Source organism: Nocardioides yefusunii, from assembly GCF_004014875.1.
Classification (GTDB): domain Bacteria; phylum Actinomycetota; class Actinomycetes; order Propionibacteriales; family Nocardioidaceae; genus Nocardioides; species Nocardioides yefusunii.
This window is the reverse complement of record NZ_CP034929.1, coordinates 754,179-775,956: the sequence shown is the minus strand read 5'-3', so window position 1 is coordinate 775,956 and position 21,778 is coordinate 754,179. Positions and strand designations below refer to the sequence as shown.

Annotated in this window: 24 protein-coding genes; 12 read left to right on the top strand and 12 right to left on the bottom strand. The window is 69.0% G+C overall.

The annotated features are described in order from the left end of the window. Positions 1–72: 72 nt before the first annotated feature. Positions 73–606, top strand: coding sequence for a SigE family RNA polymerase sigma factor (locus tag EOV43_RS03505; RefSeq protein ID WP_128219705.1), 534 nt, complete (start codon positions 73–75; stop codon positions 604–606). Next, entirely contained in the window at positions 603–1,625 is a 1,023-nt protein-coding gene (locus EOV43_RS03500) for a hypothetical protein (RefSeq protein WP_128219704.1), read from the top strand. The genes EOV43_RS03505 and EOV43_RS03500 overlap by 4 nt, the downstream gene beginning before the upstream one ends. 25 nt (positions 1,626–1,650) lie before the next feature. Here the strand turns inward: EOV43_RS03500 and EOV43_RS03495 are convergent, their stop codons facing one another. The 3 genes from EOV43_RS03495 to EOV43_RS03485 are packed head-to-tail and all read right to left on the bottom strand — an operon-like array spanning position 1,651 to position 3,771. Then, positions 1,651–2,331, bottom strand: coding sequence for a ComEA family DNA-binding protein (locus EOV43_RS03495; RefSeq protein ID WP_128219703.1), 681 nt, complete (start codon positions 2,329–2,331; stop codon positions 1,651–1,653). Positions 2,332–2,333: 2 nt separating this feature from the next. After that, positions 2,334–2,885 carry a TOPRIM nucleotidyl transferase/hydrolase domain-containing protein gene (locus tag EOV43_RS03490; protein WP_239022210.1) on the bottom strand — a complete coding sequence of 184 codons (552 nt, stop codon included), beginning with the start codon at positions 2,883–2,885 and terminating at the stop codon, positions 2,334–2,336. Between the two features lie 43 nt (positions 2,886–2,928). Continuing rightward, the gene (locus tag EOV43_RS03485) at positions 2,929–3,771 is read right to left on the bottom strand and encodes an alpha/beta fold hydrolase (RefSeq protein ID WP_128219701.1); all 843 of its coding nucleotides are present in this window, start codon (positions 3,769–3,771) and stop codon (positions 2,929–2,931) included. Positions 3,772–4,351: 580 nt separating this feature from the next. On the opposite strand from EOV43_RS03485, the gene EOV43_RS03480 reads away from it, so the two are divergent. Both EOV43_RS03480 and EOV43_RS03475 read left to right on the top strand, forming a co-directional pair. Next, positions 4,352–5,287, top strand: a complete 936-nt coding sequence (locus EOV43_RS03480; protein WP_128219700.1) for a hypothetical protein — start codon at positions 4,352–4,354, stop codon at positions 5,285–5,287. Between the two features lie 400 nt (positions 5,288–5,687). Beyond that, the gene (locus EOV43_RS03475; RefSeq protein ID WP_128219699.1) at positions 5,688–6,245 is read left to right on the top strand and encodes a DUF6434 domain-containing protein; all 558 of its coding nucleotides are present in this window, start codon (positions 5,688–5,690) and stop codon (positions 6,243–6,245) included. Positions 6,246–6,328: 83 nt separating this feature from the next. On the opposite strand, the gene ychF is transcribed toward EOV43_RS03475, so the two are convergent. After that, positions 6,329–7,402, bottom strand: a complete 1,074-nt coding sequence (gene ychF, locus EOV43_RS03470) for a redox-regulated ATPase YchF (RefSeq protein WP_128219698.1) — start codon at positions 7,400–7,402, stop codon at positions 6,329–6,331. A 108-nt stretch (positions 7,403–7,510) separates the two neighbouring features. On the opposite strand from ychF, the gene EOV43_RS15305 reads away from it, so the two are divergent. The 3 genes from EOV43_RS15305 to EOV43_RS03455 are packed head-to-tail and all read left to right on the top strand — an operon-like array spanning position 7,511 to position 10,647. Beyond that, positions 7,511–8,092 carry a PH domain-containing protein gene (locus EOV43_RS15305; protein ID WP_164878640.1) on the top strand — a complete coding sequence of 194 codons (582 nt, stop codon included), beginning with the start codon at positions 7,511–7,513 and terminating at the stop codon, positions 8,090–8,092. Then, positions 8,089–9,819, top strand: coding sequence for a PH domain-containing protein (locus EOV43_RS03460; RefSeq protein ID WP_128219696.1), 1,731 nt, complete (start codon positions 8,089–8,091; stop codon positions 9,817–9,819). Before EOV43_RS15305 ends, EOV43_RS03460 begins: the two co-directional genes overlap by 4 nt. A 36-nt stretch (positions 9,820–9,855) precedes the next feature. After that, complete coding sequence (locus tag EOV43_RS03455) at positions 9,856–10,647, top strand: exodeoxyribonuclease III (RefSeq protein WP_128219695.1); 792 nt, start codon at positions 9,856–9,858, stop codon at positions 10,645–10,647. Between the two features lie 67 nt (positions 10,648–10,714). On the opposite strand, the gene EOV43_RS03450 is transcribed toward EOV43_RS03455, so the two are convergent. Next, positions 10,715–11,263, bottom strand: a complete 549-nt coding sequence (locus tag EOV43_RS03450; RefSeq protein ID WP_128219694.1) for a GNAT family N-acetyltransferase — start codon at positions 11,261–11,263, stop codon at positions 10,715–10,717. Between the two features lie 68 nt (positions 11,264–11,331). Here EOV43_RS03450 and EOV43_RS03445 point away from each other — a divergent pair, with 68 nt between their 5' ends. Then, positions 11,332–12,468 (top strand): DNA recombination protein RmuC, encoded by a 1,137-nt coding sequence (locus EOV43_RS03445; RefSeq protein WP_128219693.1) that lies wholly within the window; start codon positions 11,332–11,334, stop codon positions 12,466–12,468. 22 nt (positions 12,469–12,490) lie between these two features. Further along, positions 12,491–12,937: a DUF6542 domain-containing protein gene (locus tag EOV43_RS03440; protein ID WP_128219692.1), complete on the top strand. Its 447-nt coding sequence runs from the start codon at positions 12,491–12,493 to the stop codon at positions 12,935–12,937. Positions 12,938–12,957: 20 nt separating this feature from the next. Here the strand turns inward: EOV43_RS03440 and EOV43_RS03435 are convergent, their stop codons facing one another. Beyond that, positions 12,958–13,581 carry an L-threonylcarbamoyladenylate synthase gene (locus EOV43_RS03435; protein WP_128219691.1) on the bottom strand — a complete coding sequence of 208 codons (624 nt, stop codon included), beginning with the start codon at positions 13,579–13,581 and terminating at the stop codon, positions 12,958–12,960. A gap of 68 nt (positions 13,582–13,649) precedes the next feature. Next, positions 13,650–14,675, bottom strand: a complete 1,026-nt coding sequence (locus tag EOV43_RS03430; RefSeq protein ID WP_128219690.1) for a 4-hydroxy-3-methylbut-2-enyl diphosphate reductase — start codon at positions 14,673–14,675, stop codon at positions 13,650–13,652. Between the two features lie 104 nt (positions 14,676–14,779). Between EOV43_RS03430 and xseA the strand changes: the two genes are divergently transcribed. Further along, complete coding sequence (gene xseA / locus EOV43_RS03425; RefSeq protein ID WP_128219689.1) at positions 14,780–16,072, top strand: exodeoxyribonuclease VII large subunit; 1,293 nt, start codon at positions 14,780–14,782, stop codon at positions 16,070–16,072. After that, a complete protein-coding gene (locus tag EOV43_RS03420; RefSeq protein ID WP_128219688.1) occupies positions 16,072–16,293 on the top strand; it encodes an exodeoxyribonuclease VII small subunit in 222 nt (73 codons plus the stop codon). The genes xseA and EOV43_RS03420 overlap by 1 nt, the downstream gene beginning before the upstream one ends. Before the next feature lie 30 nt (positions 16,294–16,323). On the opposite strand, the gene EOV43_RS03415 is transcribed toward EOV43_RS03420, so the two are convergent. After that, a complete protein-coding gene (locus EOV43_RS03415; RefSeq protein WP_128219687.1) occupies positions 16,324–16,923 on the bottom strand; it encodes a DUF4245 family protein in 600 nt (199 codons plus the stop codon). A gap of 149 nt (positions 16,924–17,072) precedes the next feature. Between EOV43_RS03415 and glpX the strand changes: the two genes are divergently transcribed. After that, positions 17,073–18,083, top strand: a complete 1,011-nt coding sequence (gene glpX / locus EOV43_RS03410; RefSeq protein WP_128219686.1) for a class II fructose-bisphosphatase — start codon at positions 17,073–17,075, stop codon at positions 18,081–18,083. Positions 18,084–18,262: 179 nt separating this feature from the next. Here the strand turns inward: glpX and EOV43_RS03405 are convergent, their stop codons facing one another. From EOV43_RS03405 to EOV43_RS03390, 4 genes are read right to left on the bottom strand one after another with little or no spacing between them, the layout of a single operon-like run. Beyond that, positions 18,263–18,922 carry a DUF1707 SHOCT-like domain-containing protein gene (locus tag EOV43_RS03405; RefSeq protein ID WP_128219685.1) on the bottom strand — a complete coding sequence of 220 codons (660 nt, stop codon included), beginning with the start codon at positions 18,920–18,922 and terminating at the stop codon, positions 18,263–18,265. Between the two features lie 40 nt (positions 18,923–18,962). Continuing rightward, a complete protein-coding gene (locus EOV43_RS03400; protein ID WP_128219684.1) occupies positions 18,963–20,072 on the bottom strand; it encodes an ABC transporter ATP-binding protein in 1,110 nt (369 codons plus the stop codon). Then, the gene (locus EOV43_RS03395) at positions 20,069–20,875 is read right to left on the bottom strand and encodes an ABC transporter permease (protein ID WP_239022209.1); all 807 of its coding nucleotides are present in this window, start codon (positions 20,873–20,875) and stop codon (positions 20,069–20,071) included. Before EOV43_RS03395 ends, EOV43_RS03400 begins: the two co-directional genes overlap by 4 nt. Beyond that, positions 20,872–21,777 carry an ABC transporter permease gene (locus tag EOV43_RS03390; protein WP_239022208.1) on the bottom strand — a complete coding sequence of 302 codons (906 nt, stop codon included), beginning with the start codon at positions 21,775–21,777 and terminating at the stop codon, positions 20,872–20,874. Before EOV43_RS03390 ends, EOV43_RS03395 begins: the two co-directional genes overlap by 4 nt. Position 21,778 lies beyond the last annotated feature (1 nt).

Sequence of the window (21,778 nt, the reverse complement as noted above, 5' to 3'; positions counted from 1 at the left end):
CGCCCGGTCCAGACCAATGACGGATCGGGGCGGGCCTGCAACGTAACGACGGTGACCCCCGTCGATGCAGGTATGACCACGACAACCGTCCCAGCCTCGCTGCGGATCACCGTCCCGGTCACGGTGGACACCTTCGACGACTTCGTCCACTCCACCGGGACCCGGTTGATGCGCACTGCCGTCCTGCTCACCGGCGACCGCTCGACGGCCGAGGACCTGCTCCAGAACGCGTACGCGCGCCTCTTCTCGAAGTGGAAACAGGTCCGTCGCGCTGACCATCCGCTGGCGTACGCCCGCCGGGTGATGCTGCGCCTGCACCTCGACGAGAAGCGACGACGACGGATCGTCGAGGTCCACACCGAGGCCGAGACCTCGGCTCCGGGATCCGACCCGACGACCCGCCTCGCGTTGATGCAGGCATTGGCGACCCTCTCGGCACTCGACCGTGCCGTCGTGGTGCTGCGCTACTGGGAGGACCTCTCGGTGGCCGACACGGCCGAGCAGCTCGGCCTCTCCCCGGTCACGTGCCGCACCCGCAGCCACCGCGCCCTGAAACATCTCCGTACCCAGTTCCCCTCGCTGGCCACTCCCGAGGACTGCTCATGACGAACCCGACCCTGCACGACCAACTCGACGACCTGGTGCTCGACGTGCACCTCGACCACACCCGCATCGCCGCAGGTGCCCGCGCCGACGGCGCCTTCCTGCGTCGCCGTCGTCACCGCACCCGCGGCGTGGTCGCCCTCGGCACGGCAGCAGCCGTCGGACTGCTCTCGCTGGGAACGTCCGGATGGCTGCCCGGCTCCTCCCCGATCGCGGCACCCGCGGACGGCCCGGCCACGACTGCCGAACCGCTGCCCTGGTGGATGCCCCAGGAGTGGCCCTCCACCTTCCCCGACTTCTCCTTCGACCGGTACGTACACGAGGGTCAGGTCCCCGCCCCGGAGTCCGAGCGGTATCTTCACCCCGCCGAGAAGGTCGCCTCGGGTGCGGACGCGATCGGCATGGTGCTCTCGCCGGGCGTCTCCGGGGTCGAGGTCCCCGACGACGCCCCGGAGACGATCCGACTCGACGGCAGGATCGCGACCGCGATGCTGTTGGAGCGGCTGGAGGCACTCGGTCGTGACGACCTCACCGTCGACCCGATCTCGTTCGGCGGCGAACACGGGGACACCGCGGTCCAGGACGGCGGCGTCATCACCGGTTCGGGCACCGCGACTCTCGCGGACGGCTCAGCCGATGTCGACGGCGTGCAGGGACATGCCCGGATCGAGGTGCTGGTGATGGTCGCCGAGGAGGAACCCAGCAACAACCGCTGCGGTGTCGCAGGACGCGAGGTGGCCTGCACCCTCATCACGACGGAGAACGGCGGCACCATGCTCGTGCAGCGCAAGGAGAGCCCCGACGACTACTCCGCCCAGGAGATCAATGTCTACGACCCCGTCGAGGGACTCCGGATCAGGGTCAGCACCCTCTATCCCGCGGGTCAGGGCGACGTCTTCAGCGACCACGAGCTCAAGCAACTGGTCACCGACCCGGCGTGGCGTCTGCAGGTTCCGTCCGAGTACTACTCCGCCGGTCAGGCACTGCCCTACTTCTGGCTGCCCGGCATCGCCTCGGCCTGAGCAGCTGCGTCGCTCGCCGTCCGGGTCAGAGCAGGACGACCCGGTCGGTGATCCGGTCGTAGGTGGCGAGGTCGATCTCGCTGACCAGGTGCAGGTCCTCGACGAGCGTGAACCGACCCACCCGGGCACGCGCCTCGACGAGGGCCTGTCCCTGCGTCGGAGTGAGTCCCAGAACAGCGACGAGCAGCTCCACGGGGGCGCTGTTGAGGTCCACGAGGCCGCCGTCGTCGTAGCCGCGTCCGAGGTCGGGGCGGCCGATGCCGAGGTCGCGGGCCGTGCCGGGGTCGTTGCGCACGATCGTGCGGGCGTCCTCACGACGACGACGCTGCGCAGCGACCTGGGCCAGCGCGAGCTGGTTCGCGTCGCCGGCGATCGACGTCGAGCCCATCCGCGGGGCGGGGGCGGGACGGAAGAAGTACTGCTTGCCGCGCACCGCGGAGTACACCGCGGCACCACCCATGGAGGCGAGGATGCCGGCGACCGCCACGCTGCCGAGGAACCCCTCGCTGTCGACGAAGGTGAGCCCGAGGACCAGCGCTGCCACGAACCCGGCAAACCAACCCCAGGCCAGGGACGTCCTGGCGCGCAGTGCGATCGCGAGCGGCGGGACGAACCCGAGGAGCCCCACGGAGAACAGTGGGACCGCCCAGAGCCAGGCCTGCCCGGGACGCGATCCGTCGTCGTTGCGTGCCGGGACGTTGCTCATGTTCAGGCGCTCCAGATCCAGTTCACGATGCCTTCGAGCGGCTCGGGGAACGCCCCGAACTCGAGTGCTTCGACGAGGATCGCGGCGTACTTGGCCTTGCGGGCACCGTTGGCTCCGATGTAGCGACGCAGCTGCTCGACGACGTCGGCGTCGCGGTACTTGGGCTGGTCCTGGAAGTTGCGGAAGGTCTTGAGGTCGCCGTGCTGCTCGAGCAGCGGGGTCATCGCGACCGCACCGACGGCACGGACCAGTTCGAGCTCGAGGTCGGGGCGCGAGGCGAAGAAACCCTGACGAGTCAGGTCCTCACCGGCCTGACGGTTCAGGGCGTCGGCGACGAAGTGTTCCTCGGCCTCGTCGTAGAGGCCACCGACGCGGTGGCCCAGGGCGACGGTCTCGGGGATCGCGCGGCCGAAGTTGCCGGCGCCGTTGATGACGGTGACGGTGATGTTCTCGGCCTCGGCGTCGATGCCGAAACGGGGCAGGAGGGTGACGACGGCGGCCTTGTCGGACTCGCCCTCGACGAGGATGGTGATGGGCTTGGGCACGGGCAGCATTCTCCCGCATCGGCTCGGTGAGCGGTCATCCCCCGTCAGGTTCTCAGGTGGCGGTGACGAACTCCCGCAGCAGCGCCGCGAAACGGGTGGGGTCGTCGAGGTGCGGGAAGTGTCCAGCGCCGTCGAAGATCTCGACCCGCGCCTGCGGCACGGACTCCTGCGCGTTGAGCGCGTGGTCGACCGGGATCACCCGATCCTTGGAACCCCACACCACCAGCGTCGGCGGTGGCTGCACGTCGAGGAGATGCCGGTGGGCACTGACCGTCTGCCCTCCCAGGTCGATGACGGCTCGTGCGGTGGCCAGGAACGCCCTGCGGCTCTCGCGGTCGCCCAGCGACCGGAATCCACGCCAGGTGGCGTTGACGTCGACCGCCGGCTTCCACCCGACCTTGCCGGCCAGCCCAGCGAGTTTCTCGAGCCGGGACGTCGTCCAGTCCGAGGCCACGACACCGAGCACCTGCTCGGCCCCGGGCAGGGTGGCAGCCCGCAACGACAGACTGACCTCCCGCCCCAGGCCGCCGCTGGAGACCAGGACGAGCCGCTCGACGCGTTCAGGGAAGAGGTAGAAGAACTGCATCGCGATGCCGCCCCCGAGCGAGTGCCCCACGAGGGTGACGGTCTCGATCCCGAGCCGGTCCAGGAGGTCGCGCAGGGTCGCGGCGTGCGAGCTGAGGGAGTAGTCGCCCATCGGCTTGTCGGACTGTCCGTGACCGAGCAGGTCGGGGACGACGACACGTTGGGTGTCGTCGATCAGGTCGATCAGTCGGGCCCAGTTGTGCTGCGAGCCGAGGATGCCGTGGACGAACAGCACCACCGGGCCGTCGCCCTTGTCGAGGTAGGAGAGTTCGTGGCCGTGCAGGGTCATCGTTGAAGGACTCAAGGGCATGGGTGTCTCCCTTCACGTCGGTGCCGTTCCTGCACCGTAGCGAGCCCGGGCAGCCGGCGGGGGCCACGTGATGCGCGTCTCACCCTGCCGCCCAGGCCCAACCCGAGGCTCGGATAGCTGCCACGTCGAGGGGTCGCGCTGCGCACGGCCGTGGCGGCATCGGCTGAGTGGAGTGGATCAAAGGTTCAGCAGCCGCACGAAACATCGCCCGGCGCGACTCGAGCGCACCCTGCGCCCGTTCACCCCACCCGCAGTTCTTCAAACGCAGGACAAAAGCACGCGAAGTCCACGATGCTTGCCGCCTGATTGTAACCACGTGGGGAAAGATGCCTCGTCCAGCCGACCGGTCGCCCTTCGCGGCGCCCTGTGAGCCGCCACCGAGCCCCTCGCACTGCGAAAGTGTCCAGGGCCTCTGCTGCGGACCCTCGTCACTCGGACCCACGACGGGCCCGAACACCCCGTCGCACTCCCGAGCCGTGAGACTGCGCCACCAGACGAACTGGACCTTTCCCGCCTCAACCACCGCCGGATGCACCTCGTGGAGGTTTGCCCAGCCCATGTCAACCGATTCGGAGCCTCGATGACCAACGCCCCAGCCCCTTTGACCCGTCGCGCAGTGGTGAGGACGGCTGCTTGGACCGTTCCCGCCGTCGCCGTCGCAACGGCTGCGCCGGCCTTCGCGGCCTCCTCCGGGGACGTGTCAATCTCTGCCGTCACCTCCCCTGTCAGGGTCGTGCCGAACCAGGACACCTCGGTGCAGTTCAGGGTCTCCTACTACGGGACCTCCCCGACGGCCGGGCCCGTGCTAGTTCGCATCGCCAAACCAGGCACCAATGAAGGCACGCTGACGTTGGGCACTCTGCCCACGGGATGGACCGAACAGGGAAGTACGGCCGAGGCGTTTCTCGTCACCTCCACACTCCCGATGGGCCAGGCGAGGCATGCCGTTCTATCGCTGGTCTACCGCGCCACCCAGCCCAACGTTCCCCCACTCCAGGTGAATGCGAGCATCGTGCCCTCAGGCAACCGGGACGACTCCCCGGGCAATAACAGCGCCCACGTGTCGCTAGCACCCAAGGACTTGGCGATCACCATCAGCGGCCCCACGATCACCACCGGCACCGCGCCCGTGAGCACCACCGTCACCATCACGAACATGGGCCAGATGGAACACGACATCTCGGACAACACCGGCATGGTGCAGGTGGACATGCCCTACCTGAGCGGAACCCTCACTGCCGTTCTGGGGACGTCCCCCGGTGACCGAAAGGAGTCATTCCTTTTCATGCCCCCGGGCAGCAGTATCCCGGTGATGAGAGTGAACGCCCCGTTGCCCCCCGTGGTGCTCGCCCCGTCCCGGTCGCACACCTTCACCGTCCTCCTCACCCCCTCGGCCTGGGCGAACAAACCCACTGCCCGATACATCGACATGAAGTTGCTGCTCAATCCCACGGCCACCGAGTTCACTACTAGCAACAACACTGCTTCCCATCTGGTGTGGCAGAACTCGACCTGACCGGGTTCGCCCAGCTGGCTCCGAAGCAGCGTCGCGTCCAGGCCGCGGTGCGCTCACCGCGGCAGAGGCAGCGAGGCCTGGCCCAAAAAGAAGTGGGGGCCGAGCGTACGTTCGGCCCCCACAACATCCATCAGGAGTTCCCTCGTCAACGCGTGACGGCCCCGACAGGGTCAGACGTTGAAGCAGAACTCCACCACGTTCCACCGCCAAGCACCGTCTATGGCGCGGATTCACGCGGGCAGTCCACCAGCAAACACCCTTGATTCCGCCGTGCTCATGAAGACACTGAAGAACAGCCCGAGCTCTCACCAGAGGGGCTGAGGGCCATTCACAGCAGAGGGGGCGGTCAGGCCCACAGCCGACCGCGCGCCCCGGCCCGCCACCCCTAGACTGCTGCTCCATGATGGATCCGCAGCGCCCGGCCCCGAGCAACGTCCTGAGCGGAACCGAACTGCGCCGGTGGTACTGGCTGAAGGGCGAGTTGGCGGAGCTCGCCAGGCACCTCGGGATCAGGGCGTCCGGCAGCAAGGAACTGCTGGCGGCGCGGATCACGGCGAGGTTGGACGGCGAGCCGTTCGCCGAACCTGCCTCACCGAAGCGCGTCGGGCAGGCCCACCTGAGCGGCCCGTTGACGGCCGCTACCGTGATCCCTCGCGGACAACGCTGCAGCCAAGCGGTACGAGCCTGGTTCGTCGAGCAGACCGGCGACGGTTTCAGATTCGACGCCGCGATGCGCGCCTTCTTCGCCGAGACCGACGGCACCCAGACCCTGCAGGACGCGCTCGACCACCACCGCGCGACCCGTGATCAGCACTCGCGAGAGATCGACGCACAGTTCGAGTACAACCGCTTCACCCGCGCCTGGCACGCCACTCACCCCGGCGGCTCGCGCGAGGACCTGCTCGCGGCTTGGCGAACGTACCGTGCACGGCCGGTGGACGAGCGCGGCCGCGCCTGAGGAACAACACCGCCGTCGGTGAAAGCTACGAACTCCCGGCCACCAGGTGACCGGGAGTTTCGGCGTTGTACGTGGGTGAGGGTTCAGACGTTGAAGCGGAACTCCACGACGTCGCCGTCGACCATGACGTAGTCCTTGCCCTCCATGCGGACCTTGCCGGCCTCCTTGGCCTTGGCCATGGTGCCCGCGGCCTTGAGGTCGTCGAAGGAGACGATCTCGGCCTTGATGAAGCCCTTCTGGAAGTCGGTGTGGATCACACCAGCTGCCTCAGGAGCGGTCGCGCCCTTCTTGATCGTCCAGGCGCGAGTCTCCTTCGGGCCTGCGGTCAGGTAGGTCTGCAGACCGAGGGTGTCGAAGCCGACGCGGGCCAGGGTGTCGAGGCCGGGCTCGGTGATGCCGGCGTCCGCCATGAACTCGGCGTACTCCTCGTCGTCGAGGTCGATCAGCTCGGACTCGAACTTGGCGTCCAGGAAGATCGCCTCGGCGGGAGCGACGAGCTCACGCATCTTGTCCTTGAGGGGCTCGTCGGAGAGCTCGTCGGTGTCGCAGTTGAAGACGTAGATGAACGGCTTCGCGGTGAGCAGGGAGAGCTCACGCAGCAGGTCGCGGTCGATGTCGGTGGCGATGATCGGGGTGCCCGACTCCAGCGCCTCCTTGGCAGCCTTGGCCGCCTCGAAGTTGGCGACGAGTTCCTTGTTCTTGCGGGACTCCTTGTCGAGACGCACGATCGACTTCTCCACGGTCTCCAGGTCGGCCAGGATCAGCTCGGTCTGGATGGTGGAGATGTCGTTGCCGGGGTTCACCTCGCCGTCGACGTGGGTGACGTCCTCGTCGCGGAAGACGCGCGTCACCTGGCAGATCGCCGAGGACTCGCGGATGTGGGACAGGAACTTGTTGCCCAGACCCTCACCCTGCGAAGCACCACGGACGATGCCGGCGATGTCGACGAACTCGACGGTCGCGGGAAGGATCTTCTCCGAGCCGAAGATCTCCGCGAGCTGGGCGAGACGCTCGTCCGGCACACCGACGACGCCGACGTTCGGCTCGATGGTTGCGAACGGGTAGTTCGCCGCGAGGACGTCGTTCTTGGTCAGGGCGTTGAAGAGGGTCGACTTGCCCGCGTTGGGGAGTCCGACGATTCCGATGGTGAGAGCCACGCCCGCGAGTCTAGGTGGGGGCCACGGGGGTGCCCAATCCCGCTCCCTCCCCACCGACGCGTGACACGAGGTCACGAAGCTGTCTCAGGCGTGTGCCAAGGTGGGGCCGTGAACGACGAGACCCCCAGGACGACGCCCGAGCCGACGTCTGCACCGACACCCGCCGCCACTCCCGACGTCATTCCCGACGCCGCACCGCTCTTGCCGGTGGGTCTGCGCGACCCCGCTCACCGGGTCAGTCCGCACGCGGTGAAGTACTGGCGCGTGGTCAACACGATCGTCTCCGTGGTGGTGCTGGCCGTCCTCGTGCCGGTCTACGTCATCTTCTTCGCCGGTACGTGGTGGGCCACTGCACTGCTGGCCCTGATCGTCGTCTGGTGCCTGGTGGAGGTCTTCATCGCCCCGCAGGTCCGCCACCGCGTCCACCGGTGGGAGGTCGACGACGTCGCCGTGCACACCCTGAGCGGATTCATCGACCGCGACTCCCGGATCGCCCCGGTCAACCGGATCCAGACCGTCGACACCAGCCGCGGGTTCGTGATGCGCCGCTTCGGCCTGACCTCGGTGACCGTCACCACCGCCTCCTCGGCCGGCTCCATCTCCCTGGACTGCCTCGACGACGACGTGGCCCGCGAGGTCGTCGCCCGCCTCACCGCCCTGACGGCTGCGAGCGAGGGCGACGCGACGTGAACGACCCGCACGCCGACCCGCACACAGAGGGCGTCTCCCCCGTCCACCCTCCGGTCGGTCTACCCGCCGACCGCCCCGCCGACCTCCCGCAGGACACCTGGGTCACCGCTGCGCAGGGCCCCGAGAAGCAGCTGCCCCTCTGGGGCGCTCCGGACCCCGGTGACGACGAAGGCTGGGAACGTCTCTCGGCCAAGAAGCTGCTGCTCGACCCCCTCAGCGCGCTCAAGTCGATGCTCTTCCCGCTGATCGCACTCGTCTTCGGAGCGTCCTCCGGCGAGTGGTGGATCGTCGTCCTGATGGGCGGCGTGGTCGTGATCGGGACCCTGGGCGCGATCGTCCCGTGGTTCACTCACCGGTTCCGGGTCACCGACACCCGTCTCCAGTTCCGCACCGGAATCCTGTCCACCAACATCCTCTCCGCACCGCTGGAACGGATCCGCAGCGTCGACCTCGACGCGAACGTCCTCCACCGGATCCTCGGTCTGCGCAACATCAAGATCGGCACCGGCGTCGACGACGACCGGATCGAGCTCAACGGCATGGAGGCCTCCCGCGCCGAGGCCCTGCGGGTGTTCCTGCTGGCTCGCCGCGAGGCCGCGCAGACCCCGGCCACCTCCGTTCCGACGACGGTTCCCGACGACGCAGGCATCATCGATCCCGGCACCGCCACGGCCGACGCAGCAGCACCCCCGCAGACATCCGCTGCCGCTCCCGCACGCGTCCTGGCCACGATCGACTGGACGTGGCTTCGGTTCGCGCCCTTCGACCTGACCCGCATGGCCGTGGTCGCAGCCGTGGTCGGTTTCGCGTTCCAGATCCTCAGCGAGAACGTCATCCCCGCGTCGGTCCTCGACTCGCTGGACGACCAGGCCGCACGCGCGGCCGAGGCCGGCGCCGTTCTCCTGGTGGTCTCGATCGTCGTCGGAGTCGTGCTCGCCTGGCTGCTGCTGTCGGTGGTCGGGTACGTGGTGCAGTGGTGGGGGCTGCACCTCACCAGCGACCGCGGCACTCTCACCCTGTCGCACGGCCTGCTGAACACCCGCTCGATCAGCGTCGAGGAGAAGCGGATCCGCGGCGTGGAACTGCAGGAGCCTCTGCTCCTTCGTCCGGTCAAGGGCGCCAACCTCTTCACCCTCGCCACCGGTGTCGGCTCGGAGGGAACCACCCGCGTGCTGCCCCAGGCGCCCACCGGCGTGGCCCGCCGGATCGGCGGCGAGATCCTCACCGCAGCCGACCCGATGCAGGTCGCACTCCTCCAGCACGGCCCGGCGGCACGGCGGCGGTCCCACCTGCGCCAGCAGTGGTTCACGCTCTTCCTGCTCGTGGCCGGCGTGGTGGCACACCGTCTGCTCTCCCTCGACGATGACTTCGCCGAGATCGGCATGCCGGTGTGGGTCCTGATGATTCCCGCTCTGCTGTGGGCACCGGTGGCCGTCTGGCGAGCCCAGCTCGGCTACGCCCACCTGGGCCATGCGATCAGCGGCGAGCACCTCGTCGCGGGCAGCGGTACGACCACCCGCACCCGCACCGTGCTGGAGCTCGACGGGATCATCGGCTGGAACGTCGACCGCACGTGGTTCCAGCGTCGTCTCGGTCTCTGCACGCTCACCGCGACCACCGCGGCTGGCTCGGAGTCGGTGCAGATCCTCGACGTCGACGAGGCCACCGCGATCCGTCTGGTGGCTGCCTGCACCCCGGGGATGGCCGCTCCCTTCCTCGCTCGCTGACGTGTACCGGGTGAGCCGTGCGGCTAGGCTCACCCGGTGCGTATCGCGACCTGGAACGTCAACTCTCTCCGTACCCGCATCGACCGTGTCGAGGCCTTCCTGGCCCGTCACGAGATCGACGTCCTGGCGATCCAGGAGACCAAGGCGAAGGTCGAGCAGCTGCCGACCATGGGCCTGGAGTCGATGGGGTACGAGGTCGCTGCGGCGGGCTACAGCCAGTGGAACGGCGTGGCGATCATCAGCCGTGTCGGACTGGATGACGTCCGGGTCGGCTTCGACGAGATGCCCGGTTTCGGCGATCCGCTGACCCAGGAGGCCCGCGCCATCGGCGCGCTCTGCGGCGGCGTTCGAATCTGGTCGCTCTACGTCCCCAACGGTCGCAAGATCGACGACCCGCACTACGCCTACAAGCTCGACTGGCTCGCCAAGCTGCGCTCCAACGCCCAGGGCTGGCTCGACGAGCCGACTGCTCTGGTGGGCGACTGGAACGTCTGCCCCACCGACGCCGACGTCTACGAGCCGAAGGACTTCCGCGGCAAGACCCACGTGACCGACGCCGAGCGCGAGGCGTTCGCGGCTTTCAAGGCCGACGGCTACGTCGACATGGCGGGCCCGTACACGCCCGGGCCCGGCGTCTACACGTACTGGGACTACTTCCGGAGCCGTTTCGAGCGCAACCGTGGCCTGCGGATCGACTTCCAGCTCGGTTCGCCGTCGCTGAACGCCCGCGTCACGAACGCGTGGATCGACGTCGACGAGCGCAACCCCACCCTCGGCGAGGGCACTCCCAGCGACCACGCGCCCGTCATCGTCGAACTCGCCGACTGATCGCGCACCAGTCAGAAGTGCTGCGAAACGTCCGTTTCGGCAGCACTTCTGACTGGTGCGCGGCGGGTCAGCGGCTCACGCTCTTCCAGAACCAGAGCGGCGGGTTGGTCAGCGTCTCGGGGTACCAGGTGAGGCCGTGGAACGGCGGGAGCTTCTTGCCGTCGGTCAGCACGGTGAAGTCGGTGCGCTCGAAGAAACGACGCAGCGGCACGACGTCCTCGCGTTCGTTGCCCGAACCGAACCACGTCTGGACGCCACGGTCGGCGAGCAGCGGCTCCAGGAACGCGATCATCTGCGCACCCAGGCCCTGACCGCGGTACTCGGGCAGGACAGCGATTCGGTCGAGCTCGGAGACCTTGCCGGCAACACGGATCAGTTCGGCCGGACGCGACTCGGGCGGCAGCACACCGAGACCCGAGGTCAGGTGCGGCTCGACGCTCATCGCGGCACCCACGAGACGTCCCTCGTCGTCACGGACCTGCACCAGCAGCGTGCGGTACATGAGGTCCATGACCATGCTCGGGACGGCGATGCGGGAGTCCCCCGGGAATGCCTGCTCGAAGAACGCCTGGGCTTCCTGACGCGACTCATCGGTTTCAGCGAGCGAGATCTCCATGGGAGGAGAAGCTACGTGGAGTCGGGGCCGAGTCCGAAGTTGTCGGCGCCCTGCCCCACGATGTGACCATGACCACTGCTTCCCTGCTGACGTTGCTGCTCGGCCTCGCCATCGGTCTCGCCCTCGGCGTCGTCATCGGTTGGTTGGCCCAACGTGGCCGTGGCCCCGAGAACGTCGCCGTCGAGGCGATCGAGGCGCGCGCCGCGGACCAGGCCGTGGTGAAGGACGGCCTCGACCGGCTCGCGGCACGTCTGCGCGACCTCGAGCAGGAACGCGCTCAGTGGCAGGGCGAGTTCAATGCGCAGATGCGCTCCATGCTCCACAGCACCGACACGCTGCGCAAGGAGACGGCCTCGCTGGCCACGGCGCTGCGCAAGCCACAGGTCCGCGGCGCGTGGGGCGAGATGCACCTGCGCCGAGCCGTCGAGCTGGCCGGGCTCGTGGACCGCTGCGACTTCAGTGAACAGGTCCGGATCGACGACGGCGTGATGCGCCCTGACCTGGTGGTCAACCTCGTCGGCGGACGTCAGGTGGTCGTGGATGCGAAGGTCCCGCTCGACGCGTTCATGGACGCCACAGACGCCGACGACGAGGAGCTGCGCGCCCACCACCTGGTGCGCCACGCGCGTCAGGTACGCAACCACGTCACCCAGCTCGGCGAGAAGGCGTACTGGCGTGCGCTCACCGAGACCCCCGACTTCGTCGTCATGTTCGTCCCGGCCGAGGCATTCCTCTCCGTGGCACTGGACCAGCAGCGTGACCTGTTGGAGTACGCCGCCGAGCGCAACGTCGTCCTGGCCACCCCGACGACGCTGATCGCGCTGCTGCGCACCGTCGCGCACGGATGGCGCCACGAGACCCTCGCGGCCCAGGTCGCGGAGGTGCAGCAGTTGGGTCAGGAACTGCACCAACGTCTGGCGACCATGGGCGACCACTTCTCCAAGATGGGACGCAGCCTCGGCGCAGCCGTGCAGGCCTACAACCAGGCAATCGGTTCCTTGGAGGGCCGCGTGCTGGTCTCGGCCCGCAAGTTCGCCGATCTCGGCGTCGTCGAGCAGCCCGTGGGCGAGCTCTCCCAGGTGGACCGCAGCCCCCGCGAACCGAGCGCTCCTGAACTCACCGTCGCCGACCTCGAGATGCGTCAGAGTGCCCTCTTCGAACACCTCGAACCGGACGAATCAGGGCGTCACCGCGACGGAGCGTGAGCCGAGCACATAGTTTGTGCACGTGCCCGTACCGTCCGACCTCCCCCGCGACGCCTCGACGTACCTCGACCACCCCGAACTCGAGCCCGGAACGGACTCGAGCCGGGCTCTTTGGGCGCTCGGAGCGGCCCTGACCCTCACGACTGTCGTCTTCGACTGGATGGCCGGTGGGACGCTCACCTGGTTCTTCGACCTGTGCTTCGTCTGGATCTGCCTCGCGCTCGCGTTGCGCGCCCGCCACGGGGCGTTCTACCCCGCGGCCGCGATGCCGCCGGTGCTGATGTTCGCGATGCTGCTGCTGGTCGCGATCACGGACCCCGGGATCATCGCTGACCCCGAGGACGGTGTGGCCCAGGCGTTCGTGAGCGGCCTGGCGCACCACGCCGTCGGGTTCGCGGCAGGGTTCGCACTCACGCTGCTGGTGCTGCAGTGGCGCAGCGGCGGTGCCTTCTTGAACCAGCCCCGCTGAACCAAGCAACGACGAGAAGGTCAGCCCTCGAATCGGGCCGGGTCGCCGGCGCCGATGCGCACGACCTCGGGGTAGCCCTCGCTCCAGTCGACGACGGTGGTCGGCTTGGCGTCCACCTCGCCGCACTCGACGACGACGTCGACGACGTGGTCGAGCTCCTCCTTGATGTCCCAACCGCTGGTGCGGGCCTCCTCCTCGCCGGGGAGGATCAGGGTCGAGGTCAGCAGAGGCTCGCCGAGCTCGTCGAGCAGCGCCGTGACGAAGGGGTGCTCCGGGATGCGCACCCCGACGGTCTTCTTCTTGGCGTGCATGAGGCGCTTGGGCACCTCGGAGGTGGCCGGGAGGATGAACGTGTACGGGCCCGGCGTCGCCGACTTCACCGAACGGAACGCCGAGTTGTCGAGCTGCACGAGGCTGCCGAGCTGGGCGAAGTTGGAGCACAGCAGCGTGAAGTGGTGACGCTCGTCGAGCTCGCGGATCTTGAGGATCCGGTCCTTGCCGTCACGGTTGCCGAGCTGGCATCCCAGGGCGTAGCCGGAGTCGGTGGGGAACGCGATCAGGGCGTCCTGCTTGAGGAGGTCCACGATCTGGGTGACCAGACGGGCCTGCGGGTTCTCGGGGTGGAGGTCGAGGTAGCGGGCCATGAGGGTGTCCTTCTCAGCTGGGGTGGGTGGTGCGGGAGTGCCGGGCCGCTCCGGCCGGGCCAGAGTGCTCAGGCCTGGGCGGCGCGCTCCGCGGCAGCCTTCTCCGCGGCGCGGATGTCCTTGCGGAGCTCGGGCGGGAGGGCGAAGATCAGGGACTCCTCGGCCGAGTGCACGGCGCGGGCGTCAGGGAATCCGCGCTCGGAGAGGAACGCGAGCACGCCCTCGACGAGTTCCTCGGGCACCGATGCACCGGAGGTGACCGAGACCGTCTTCACGCCGTCGAGCCAGGCCTCGTCGATCTCGTGGGCGTAGTCGACCAGGTACGACGCCTTGGCGCCGGCCTCGAGGGCGACCTCGACCAGACGGACAGAGTTGGACGAGTTGCGCGAACCGACCACGATCACGAGGTCAGCAGCCGGAGAGATCTCCTTGACCGCGACCTGACGGTTCTGGGTGGCGTAGCAGATGTCGTCGCTCGGCGGGTCGAGCAGCAGCGGGAACTTCTCGCGGATCGCGGCGACGGTGGCCAGGGTCTCGTCGACGCTGAGCGTGGTCTGCGACAGCCAGGCGACGCGGGCCGGGTCGCGGACCTCGATGTTGGCGACGTCGTCGGGCGACTCGACGAGCTGGATGTGCTCGGGAGCCTCGCCCGCGGTGCCCTCGACCTCTTCGTGACCGGCGTGACCGATCAGGAGGATGTCGTAGTCCTCGGCGGCGAAGCGGCGGGCCTCGTGGTGGACCTTGGTGACCAGCGGGCAGGTCGCGTCGATCGTCTTGAGCGAACGCTCGGCAGCCTCGGCGTGGACCGCCGGGGAGACGCCGTGGGCGGAGAAGACGACGGTGGCACCGGTGGGGACCTCGGTGAGCTCGTCGACGAAGATCGCGCCGCGCTCCTCCAGGGTTGCCACGACGTGCTTGTTGTGCACGATCTGCTTGCGGACGTAGACCGGGGCACCGTAGAGGTCGAGCGCCTTCTCGACCGTGATGACCGCGCGGTCGACGCCGGCGCAGTAGCCGCGCGGAGCGGCCAGCAGGACGGCCTTCTCGGCCTCTGCCGGCGACAGGACGGTCGGGGTGCCCAGATCGGTGCTCATGGGGGCGAGTCTACGGGGACGACGGGCACGTTGCCCGCACCGCCGAGGCGCGGTCCGGCGTGACGTCGTCGGAACTGTCGGCGTCCGCAACTAGGCTCGTCGACGTGGCACTGGAGACCTCCCTCGAGCAGCCGGCACCGGTCCGGACGATTGCGAACGCCCTCTCGGGCTGGATCGACCGCCTCGGCGCGGTGTGGGTGGAGGGGCAGGTCACCCAGGTGACGCGGCGCCCCACGATGCAGACGGTCTTCATGACCCTGCGCGACTCCGCGGCCGACATCTCCGTCTCCGTCACCTGCCCCCGGCACGTGTACGACGCCCTCAACCCGCCGCTGGTGGAGGGCGCCAGCGTGGTGGTGCACGCCAAGCCCAACTACTACGTCAACCGCGGCCAGATCTCGTTGGCTGCGCGTGAGATCCGGATGGTCGGGCTCGGCGAACTGCTGGCACGCCTGGAGCGTCGTCGACAGATCCTGGCCGCCGAGGGCCTCTTCGCCCCTGAGTTGAAGCGTCGACTGCCGTTCCTCCCCCGACGGGTCGGTCTGGTGACGGCCGCGAACTCCGCCGCCGAACGCGACGTCCTGGAGAACGCCCGACGCCGGTGGCCGGCCGTCACCTTCGAGGTCGTGCACGCCACCATGCAGGGCACCCGGTCCGCTGCCGAGGTGATCGCAGCGGTGCAGAAGCTGGACGCGCACCCTGAGGTCGACGTCATCGTCGTGGCCCGTGGCGGTGGTTCGGTCGAGGACCTCCTCCCGTTCTCCGACGAGGGTCTGGTCCGGGCAGTCCACGCGATCCACACCCCGCTGGTCTCCGCGATCGGTCACGAGCCCGACCAGCCCTTGCTGGACCTCGTCGCCGACGTGCGTGCCTCGACCCCCACCGACGCCGCCAAGCGCGTCGTCCCCGACTTCGCCGAGGAACGCGCCGGTGTCGACGCCGCCCGCGACCGCCTGCGACGCAGCGTCACGCACGTGGTGGGCCGCGAACAGCAGCTCCTCGACCAGCTCCGGTCACGCCCCGCGATGGCGGACCCGCGCACGATGCTCGACGCCCGCCTCGACGAGGTCTCGATGCTCCGCGACCGGGCCCGACGTCAACTCTCACACCGCCTCGACCGCGCCGCCGACGAGATCGACCACCAGCGCGCCCGCGCCCGGGCGCTGTCCCCGTTGGCGACCTTGCGGCGCGGCTACGCGGTGGTGCAGGACGCCACCGGCCAGGTGCTCACCTCGGTGGCTGCCGCACCCGAGGGCACGGTGCTGCAGGTGCGCGTGGCTGATGGCCGGGTGCACGTGGTGAGCACCGGCACCGAACGCACCGGCACCGAACGCACCGACTCCCCCGACCAGCCAGACCCGAACCAGACCGAGCCGAACAAGAGCAAGGACGCCTGATGCCCGCCAAGAAGACCGCTGACGCCGCTCCGGAGCTCTCCTACGAGGAGGCTCGCGAAGAGCTCGTGCGGGTGGTGCGGACCCTGGAGCAGGGCGGCACCACGTTGGATGAGTCGTTGGCGCTGTGGGAGCGCGGCGAGAAGCTCGCGACGCTGTGCCAGGAGTGGCTCGACGGCGCGCGTCAGCGTCTCGACGCTGCGATCGACGCCGACCAGGACTGACGGCGCCGAGCTGAGTTCAGAGGACTGAACTCAGGGGGCCGGGGTCTCCTCGGCCGGAGCCGGGGACTGGGACGTGGCACCCTCGGGTGCGGTCCGCAGGGTGTTGGCGAGGTCCTGGAGCTCCTTCTCGTCGGCGGAGCCGAAGACCAGGACGACGCCGCTGCGGTCCTCGTGGGCCAGGGCGTAGTCGCCACCCTTGTCGGTGAAGGTGCGCCACTCGCCGGCCAGGTCACCGCCGGTGACGGTGAAGGGCTCGCCTTCCTGCGCGTTCTTGTCGACACGCTCCTCGATGACGTTGTCGAGGCGGTCGTCGGTCTGGAAGACGCCGGCGAACTTGTCGTCGCCGGTGAGCATCGCGATGTCCCAGGTGGGGCTGAGCGAGGGCACGAAACGAATGTTGGTGACCAGCCACTCCTCCGGCACCTCGGGCACCGCGATCGGGTGTCCTTCGGCCTGGGAGGCGTCGGCCAGTTCGCGCCAGTTCTCGATGTGCTGCGGCTTGGTCTCCGGCACCTCACGGAAGAGTTCGCGGTAACCCACGAAGACGAGGACCAGGGCCACCATGACGATCATGGCACCGATGAGGCCTCCGAAAGAGCTCTCGTACCCACTGCGCGACTTGTTGCTCACCCGCCCATCCTCTCAGGCTGCTGGGAACGCACCGAACCGACGTCGGAAACGTTCCGCAGGTCACGTCGGGTGTGACAGCCGGATCTCCTGGCAGACCACCTCTGCCACCACCTGCACCCGGTACGTCCTGCATCGCTAGAATCGCGGCCATGACCACTGTTGACCCGTCCGTACCCGACCGCAACCTCGCGATGGAGCTTGTCCGTGTGACCGAGGCAGCCGCACTGGCCGCCGGTCGCTGGGTGGGACGTGGCGACAAGAACGGCGCCGACGGCGTCGCGGTCGAGGCCATGCGCCACATGATCTCCTCGGTCGCCATGAACGGCGTCGTCGTGATCGGCGAGGGCGAGAAGGACAACGCCCCGATGCTCTACAACGGCGAGCAGGTCGGCGACGGCACCGGTCCCGAGGTCGACGTCGCCGTCGACCCGATCGACGGCACCACCCTCACCGCCAAGGGCATGAACAACGCCGTCGCCGTCATGGCCGTCGCCCCGCGCGGCGCCATGTACGACCCGTCGGCCGTCTTCTACATGGAGAAGCTCGTCACTGGCGCCGACGCCGCCGACGTGGTCGACATCCGCCTCCCCATCGCGGAGAACATCCGCGCCGTGGCCCGCGCCAAGGGCAAGCGCGTCGAGGACGTCACCGTCGTGATCCTGGACCGTCCCCGCCACGAGGAGATGGTCGCCGAGATCCGCGCCGCGGGTGCTCGCATCAAGTTCATCTCCGACGGTGACGTGGCCGGCGCCATCATGGCTGCCCGCCCCAACACCGGCGTCGACCTGATGCTCGGCATCGGTGGCACCCCGGAGGGCATCATCACCGCCTGCGCCATGAAGGCTCTGGGCGGCGTCATCCAGGGTCGCCTCTGGCCGACCGACGAGGAGGAGCGTCAGCGCGCCCTCGACGCCGGCCACAACCTGGACCCCAACTTCGTCCTGCACACCGACGACCTGGTCAAGGGCGACGACTGCTTCTTCGTCGCGACCGGCATCAGCGACGGCGAGCTCATGCAGGGTGTCCGTTACCAGGCCAAGGGTGGCGCGACCACGCACTCCCTCGTCATGCGTTCGCGTTCGGGCACGATCCGCCAGGTCATCTCCGAGCACCAGCTCGGCAAGATGAAGGACTTCTCCGCGATCAACTTCCAGGGCTGATCCGCCCGGCCCGCACACACGGGTCGCGCTCAGGCACTGAACGGCTCAGGGGCCGGTCTTCGGACCGGCCCCTGAGTGCGTCCGCACCCCCGTGACGGACGATGTGACGTGCGCCACACCCCAACCCTAGGTGGACTCGGCTCGTGTCGCAGCCGTTCTCGAGGAGACCCCGGCAGGACTCAGCCGTTGAGCCACTTCTTGAGCTTGCCGGGCTCACCGGGCATCCGCTTGCGGGTCACGGTGACGGCACCCATGAGGGCGACACCCTTGACCCGGACGACGGGTGCCCCAGGGCCGATGTCGGCCTGGACCCTGTCGCGCGCCTGGCTGAACTCGCCCATGATCCCGGTGCCGTCGACGATGACCTGGGTACCGGCGTTGACGTAGATCGACACCTCTCCCATCACCGCGGTGGCCGTGATCACGGTGACCGGTGAGGTGAAGCGGGCCTCGCGCAGGTCAAGGACGACCGAGCCCATCACCGCAGTGGCGGTGTGGGTCGTGGGGACGTCCCACAGGCCCTTGCGCGAGGTCTCCGACAGTGCAGCCCACGACGTCGAGTGCACGGCGGCAGGCATTGCGGAGGCCGCGGTGGCAGAGGTCTGGACGACGCCGTGCATGCCGGGCACCGTGACGGGCGCGACACCACCAGCCGCAGGAAGGTCGGCAGTGAGCGGCACCAGGTCGGCGTACACCTTCGCCGCGTAGGCGGCTTCGAGCCGTTCGTCGAGTTCGTCGAGATCAAGGCGACCCTCCCCCGCAGCGTCGCGCAGCAGGTCGGCGACGCGGTGACGGTCGTCGTCGGAGACGCGGTAGTGCGAGGGATCGGCAGGCTGCATGAGCCCAAGGGTACCGAGGTGTCCCGGCACGCTCGACGGCTCAGACCACCGCCGCTCTCTCCGGAGCGGCGCTGCTCGGCAGCACCATCACCGGGGCGTCGGAGACGGTCACCTCAACGCGCTCCCCCGGACGCAGGTGCGCGGCCTGGGCACTGGGCAGTTGGGCGACCACCTCGGTGTCGTCGGCGAGGCGGCACGTGACGCGTGAGATCGAGCCCAAGAACGCCACGTTCACCACCACCGCGCCACCGTCGGGCTGCGCGGTGACGTCGAGACACTCGGGGCGCACCAGGGCGTCACCGTGGCCAGCGACCGATCCGGGCAGCACCGGCAGCAGCCTTCCCAGGACCCGCACGCTCTCGCCGTTGCGATCCACCGGGACCCGGTTGGAGAGGCCCACGAACTGCCCGACGAACGGCGTCGCCGGGCGACCGTAGAGGTCGGCGGGTGTCGCGAGCTGTTCGAGACGCCCAGCGTTCATGACGCCCACCCGGTCGGCGACGGCGAGGGCCTCCTCCTGGTCGTGGGTGACGAAGAGGGTGGTCGCGCCGACCTCCTGCTGAACCCGGCGGATCTCGTCCCGCAACTGGACGCGCACCTTCGCGTCGAGCGCGGAGAGGGGTTCGTCGAGCAGGAGCACCGACGGTTCGAAGGCGAGGGCCCGGGCCAGCGCGACGCGTTGCTGTTGGCCTCCGGAGAGCTGCCACGGGTAACGGTCGTGGTGTGCGCCGAGCCCGACGAGGTCGAGCATGTCCCCGGCCCGCTGCTTGCGTGCGGCCTTGCGGCGGCCGCGCAGTTTGAGTCCGAAGGCGACGTTCTCGACGACCGTCAGGTGCGGGAAGAGCGAGTAGGCCTGGAAGACCATCCCCATGTCGCGGCGGTTCGCCGGAACGGAGGTGAGGTCCTTGCCGGCGACGAGCACCTGTCCGGCGTCGGGGCGGTCGAGTCCGGCGAGGATCCGCAGGGCAGTGGTCTTGCCGCAGCCGGACGGTCCGAGCAGGACGACCATCTCGCCGGGGGTGAGGGTGAGGTCGAGGCCGTCGAGGGCCTTGACCTCACCGAAGTGGCGTTCGAGGCCGCGGAGTTCAACCAGGTGTCCGCGTTCGGCGGCGGTGGCTGTGTGGACGGTTGCGCCGGGCGTGGAGTTCATCGGGAGCCTCCTTGGGTGCGTCGACCGCGGTCGAAGAGGGACAGGAGTACCAGCAGCACGGCCGCGAAGAGGATGGAGGCCAGGGAGGCGGCCATCGACAGCGACGCGTCGGACTTGCTGGTCAGGACGATGGCGACGGGCAGCGTCTCGTAGTTGAGCAGGGAGGCGAAGGTGTACTCCCCCAGCACGAGCGCGATCGAGATGAACGCGGCACCGAAGACGCCGGGCCAGATGTTGGGGACGACGACGCGCAGGATCACCGTCCACCATCCGGCCCCGAGCGAGCGGGCGGCTTCCGACAGCGTCGTCGTGTCGAGCCCGGAGAGGGAGGCGTCGACGGCGCGGTAGGCGTAGGGCAGCACCAGCACGACGTAGGCGAACGTCAGCACCAGTGGCGTGTCACCGAAGAAGTAGGTGAGCCAGGTGAAGACGTTGGTGACGCCGACGACGAGGACGAGGGCGGGGATGGTGAGCGGCAGCAGGCACATGAACTCGACGAACCGGGTGGCCTTCGGCAGCCGCAGACGCACCCACACCATCGTGGGGACGAGCAGCACCAGCATCAGCACGACCGTGAGTCCGGCGAGCGTCAGGCTGGTGACGATCGCGTCGACCATCAGCGGGTCGTCGAGCAACGACGTCCACGCTTCCCACGAACGGGAGCCGTCGCGTTCGGCGGTGGAGAAGTCGAGCAGCGCCACCAGCGGGGTGGCGAAGAAGAGCAGCGCCGCCAGCAGGACGAGGCCACGGGCGAGCCGCACGCCGAAGGACGTCCGGGTGCCGTCGACGTTGCGCCTGTTCACTGCAACCACCTCGAGGTGCGACGCAGCAGCCATGCGTAGGCGGCCATCACGACGGAGACGACGAGCACCATCTGCAGGGCGAGGGCGTAGCCGAAGTCGGACTGTCCGAGGACGACCTCGCTGGTGAGCGAGGCCCGGATCAGCAACGGGGTGATCGGCGATCCCTGACTGACGAGCGCAGCGGCGGTGGCGTAGGCGGCGAACGCGTTGGCGAAGAGCAGCAGCGCGGATCCCAGGAATGCCGGCCGCAGCAGCGGGAATCCGACCTGCCACCAGTACTGCCAGGTCGAGGCACCGAGGTTGGCGGCGGCTTCACGCCACTGCGGCCGCACGCCTTCGAGGGCAGGGAGGAAGACGATCACCATCAACGGGACCTGGAAGTAGGTGTAGACGAGGACGAGACCGGGGAGCCCGTAGAGCCAGGAGGCGCCGTTGGGGTCGGTCCCGAGGACGTCGGCCAGCAGGCCGGTGAGCAGACCGTTGAAGCCGAGGGTCGCGACCCACGCAAACGCGAGGGTGACGCCACCGAACTGCGCCAGGACACCACAGACTGCCGTCGTGACGCGGCGCAGCAGACTCGCCGGCGGCGAGGCCAGCACGGCCCAGCAGAGCAGGGCGCCGGCCACTGCTCCGATCAGCGCGGAGGAGACCGAGAGCAGGAGGCTCTCGCGCAACGCACCGAGCGCGGTCTCGCCACCCAGCGCCTTGATCTTCTCCAGCGAGAAACCGCCGTCGGGGCCTTGGAAGGCGCCGACGACGACGGTCACGGTGGGCACCACCAGGAAGATCGTCATGTAGACGACGAACGGCACGAGCCCGATGGCCGGTGCCGCGGCACGCCCCCGCGACGGGCGACCGCTGGTGCGGCCACCCGTCGCGGTGGGTGTCTGGTTCGTGGTCACG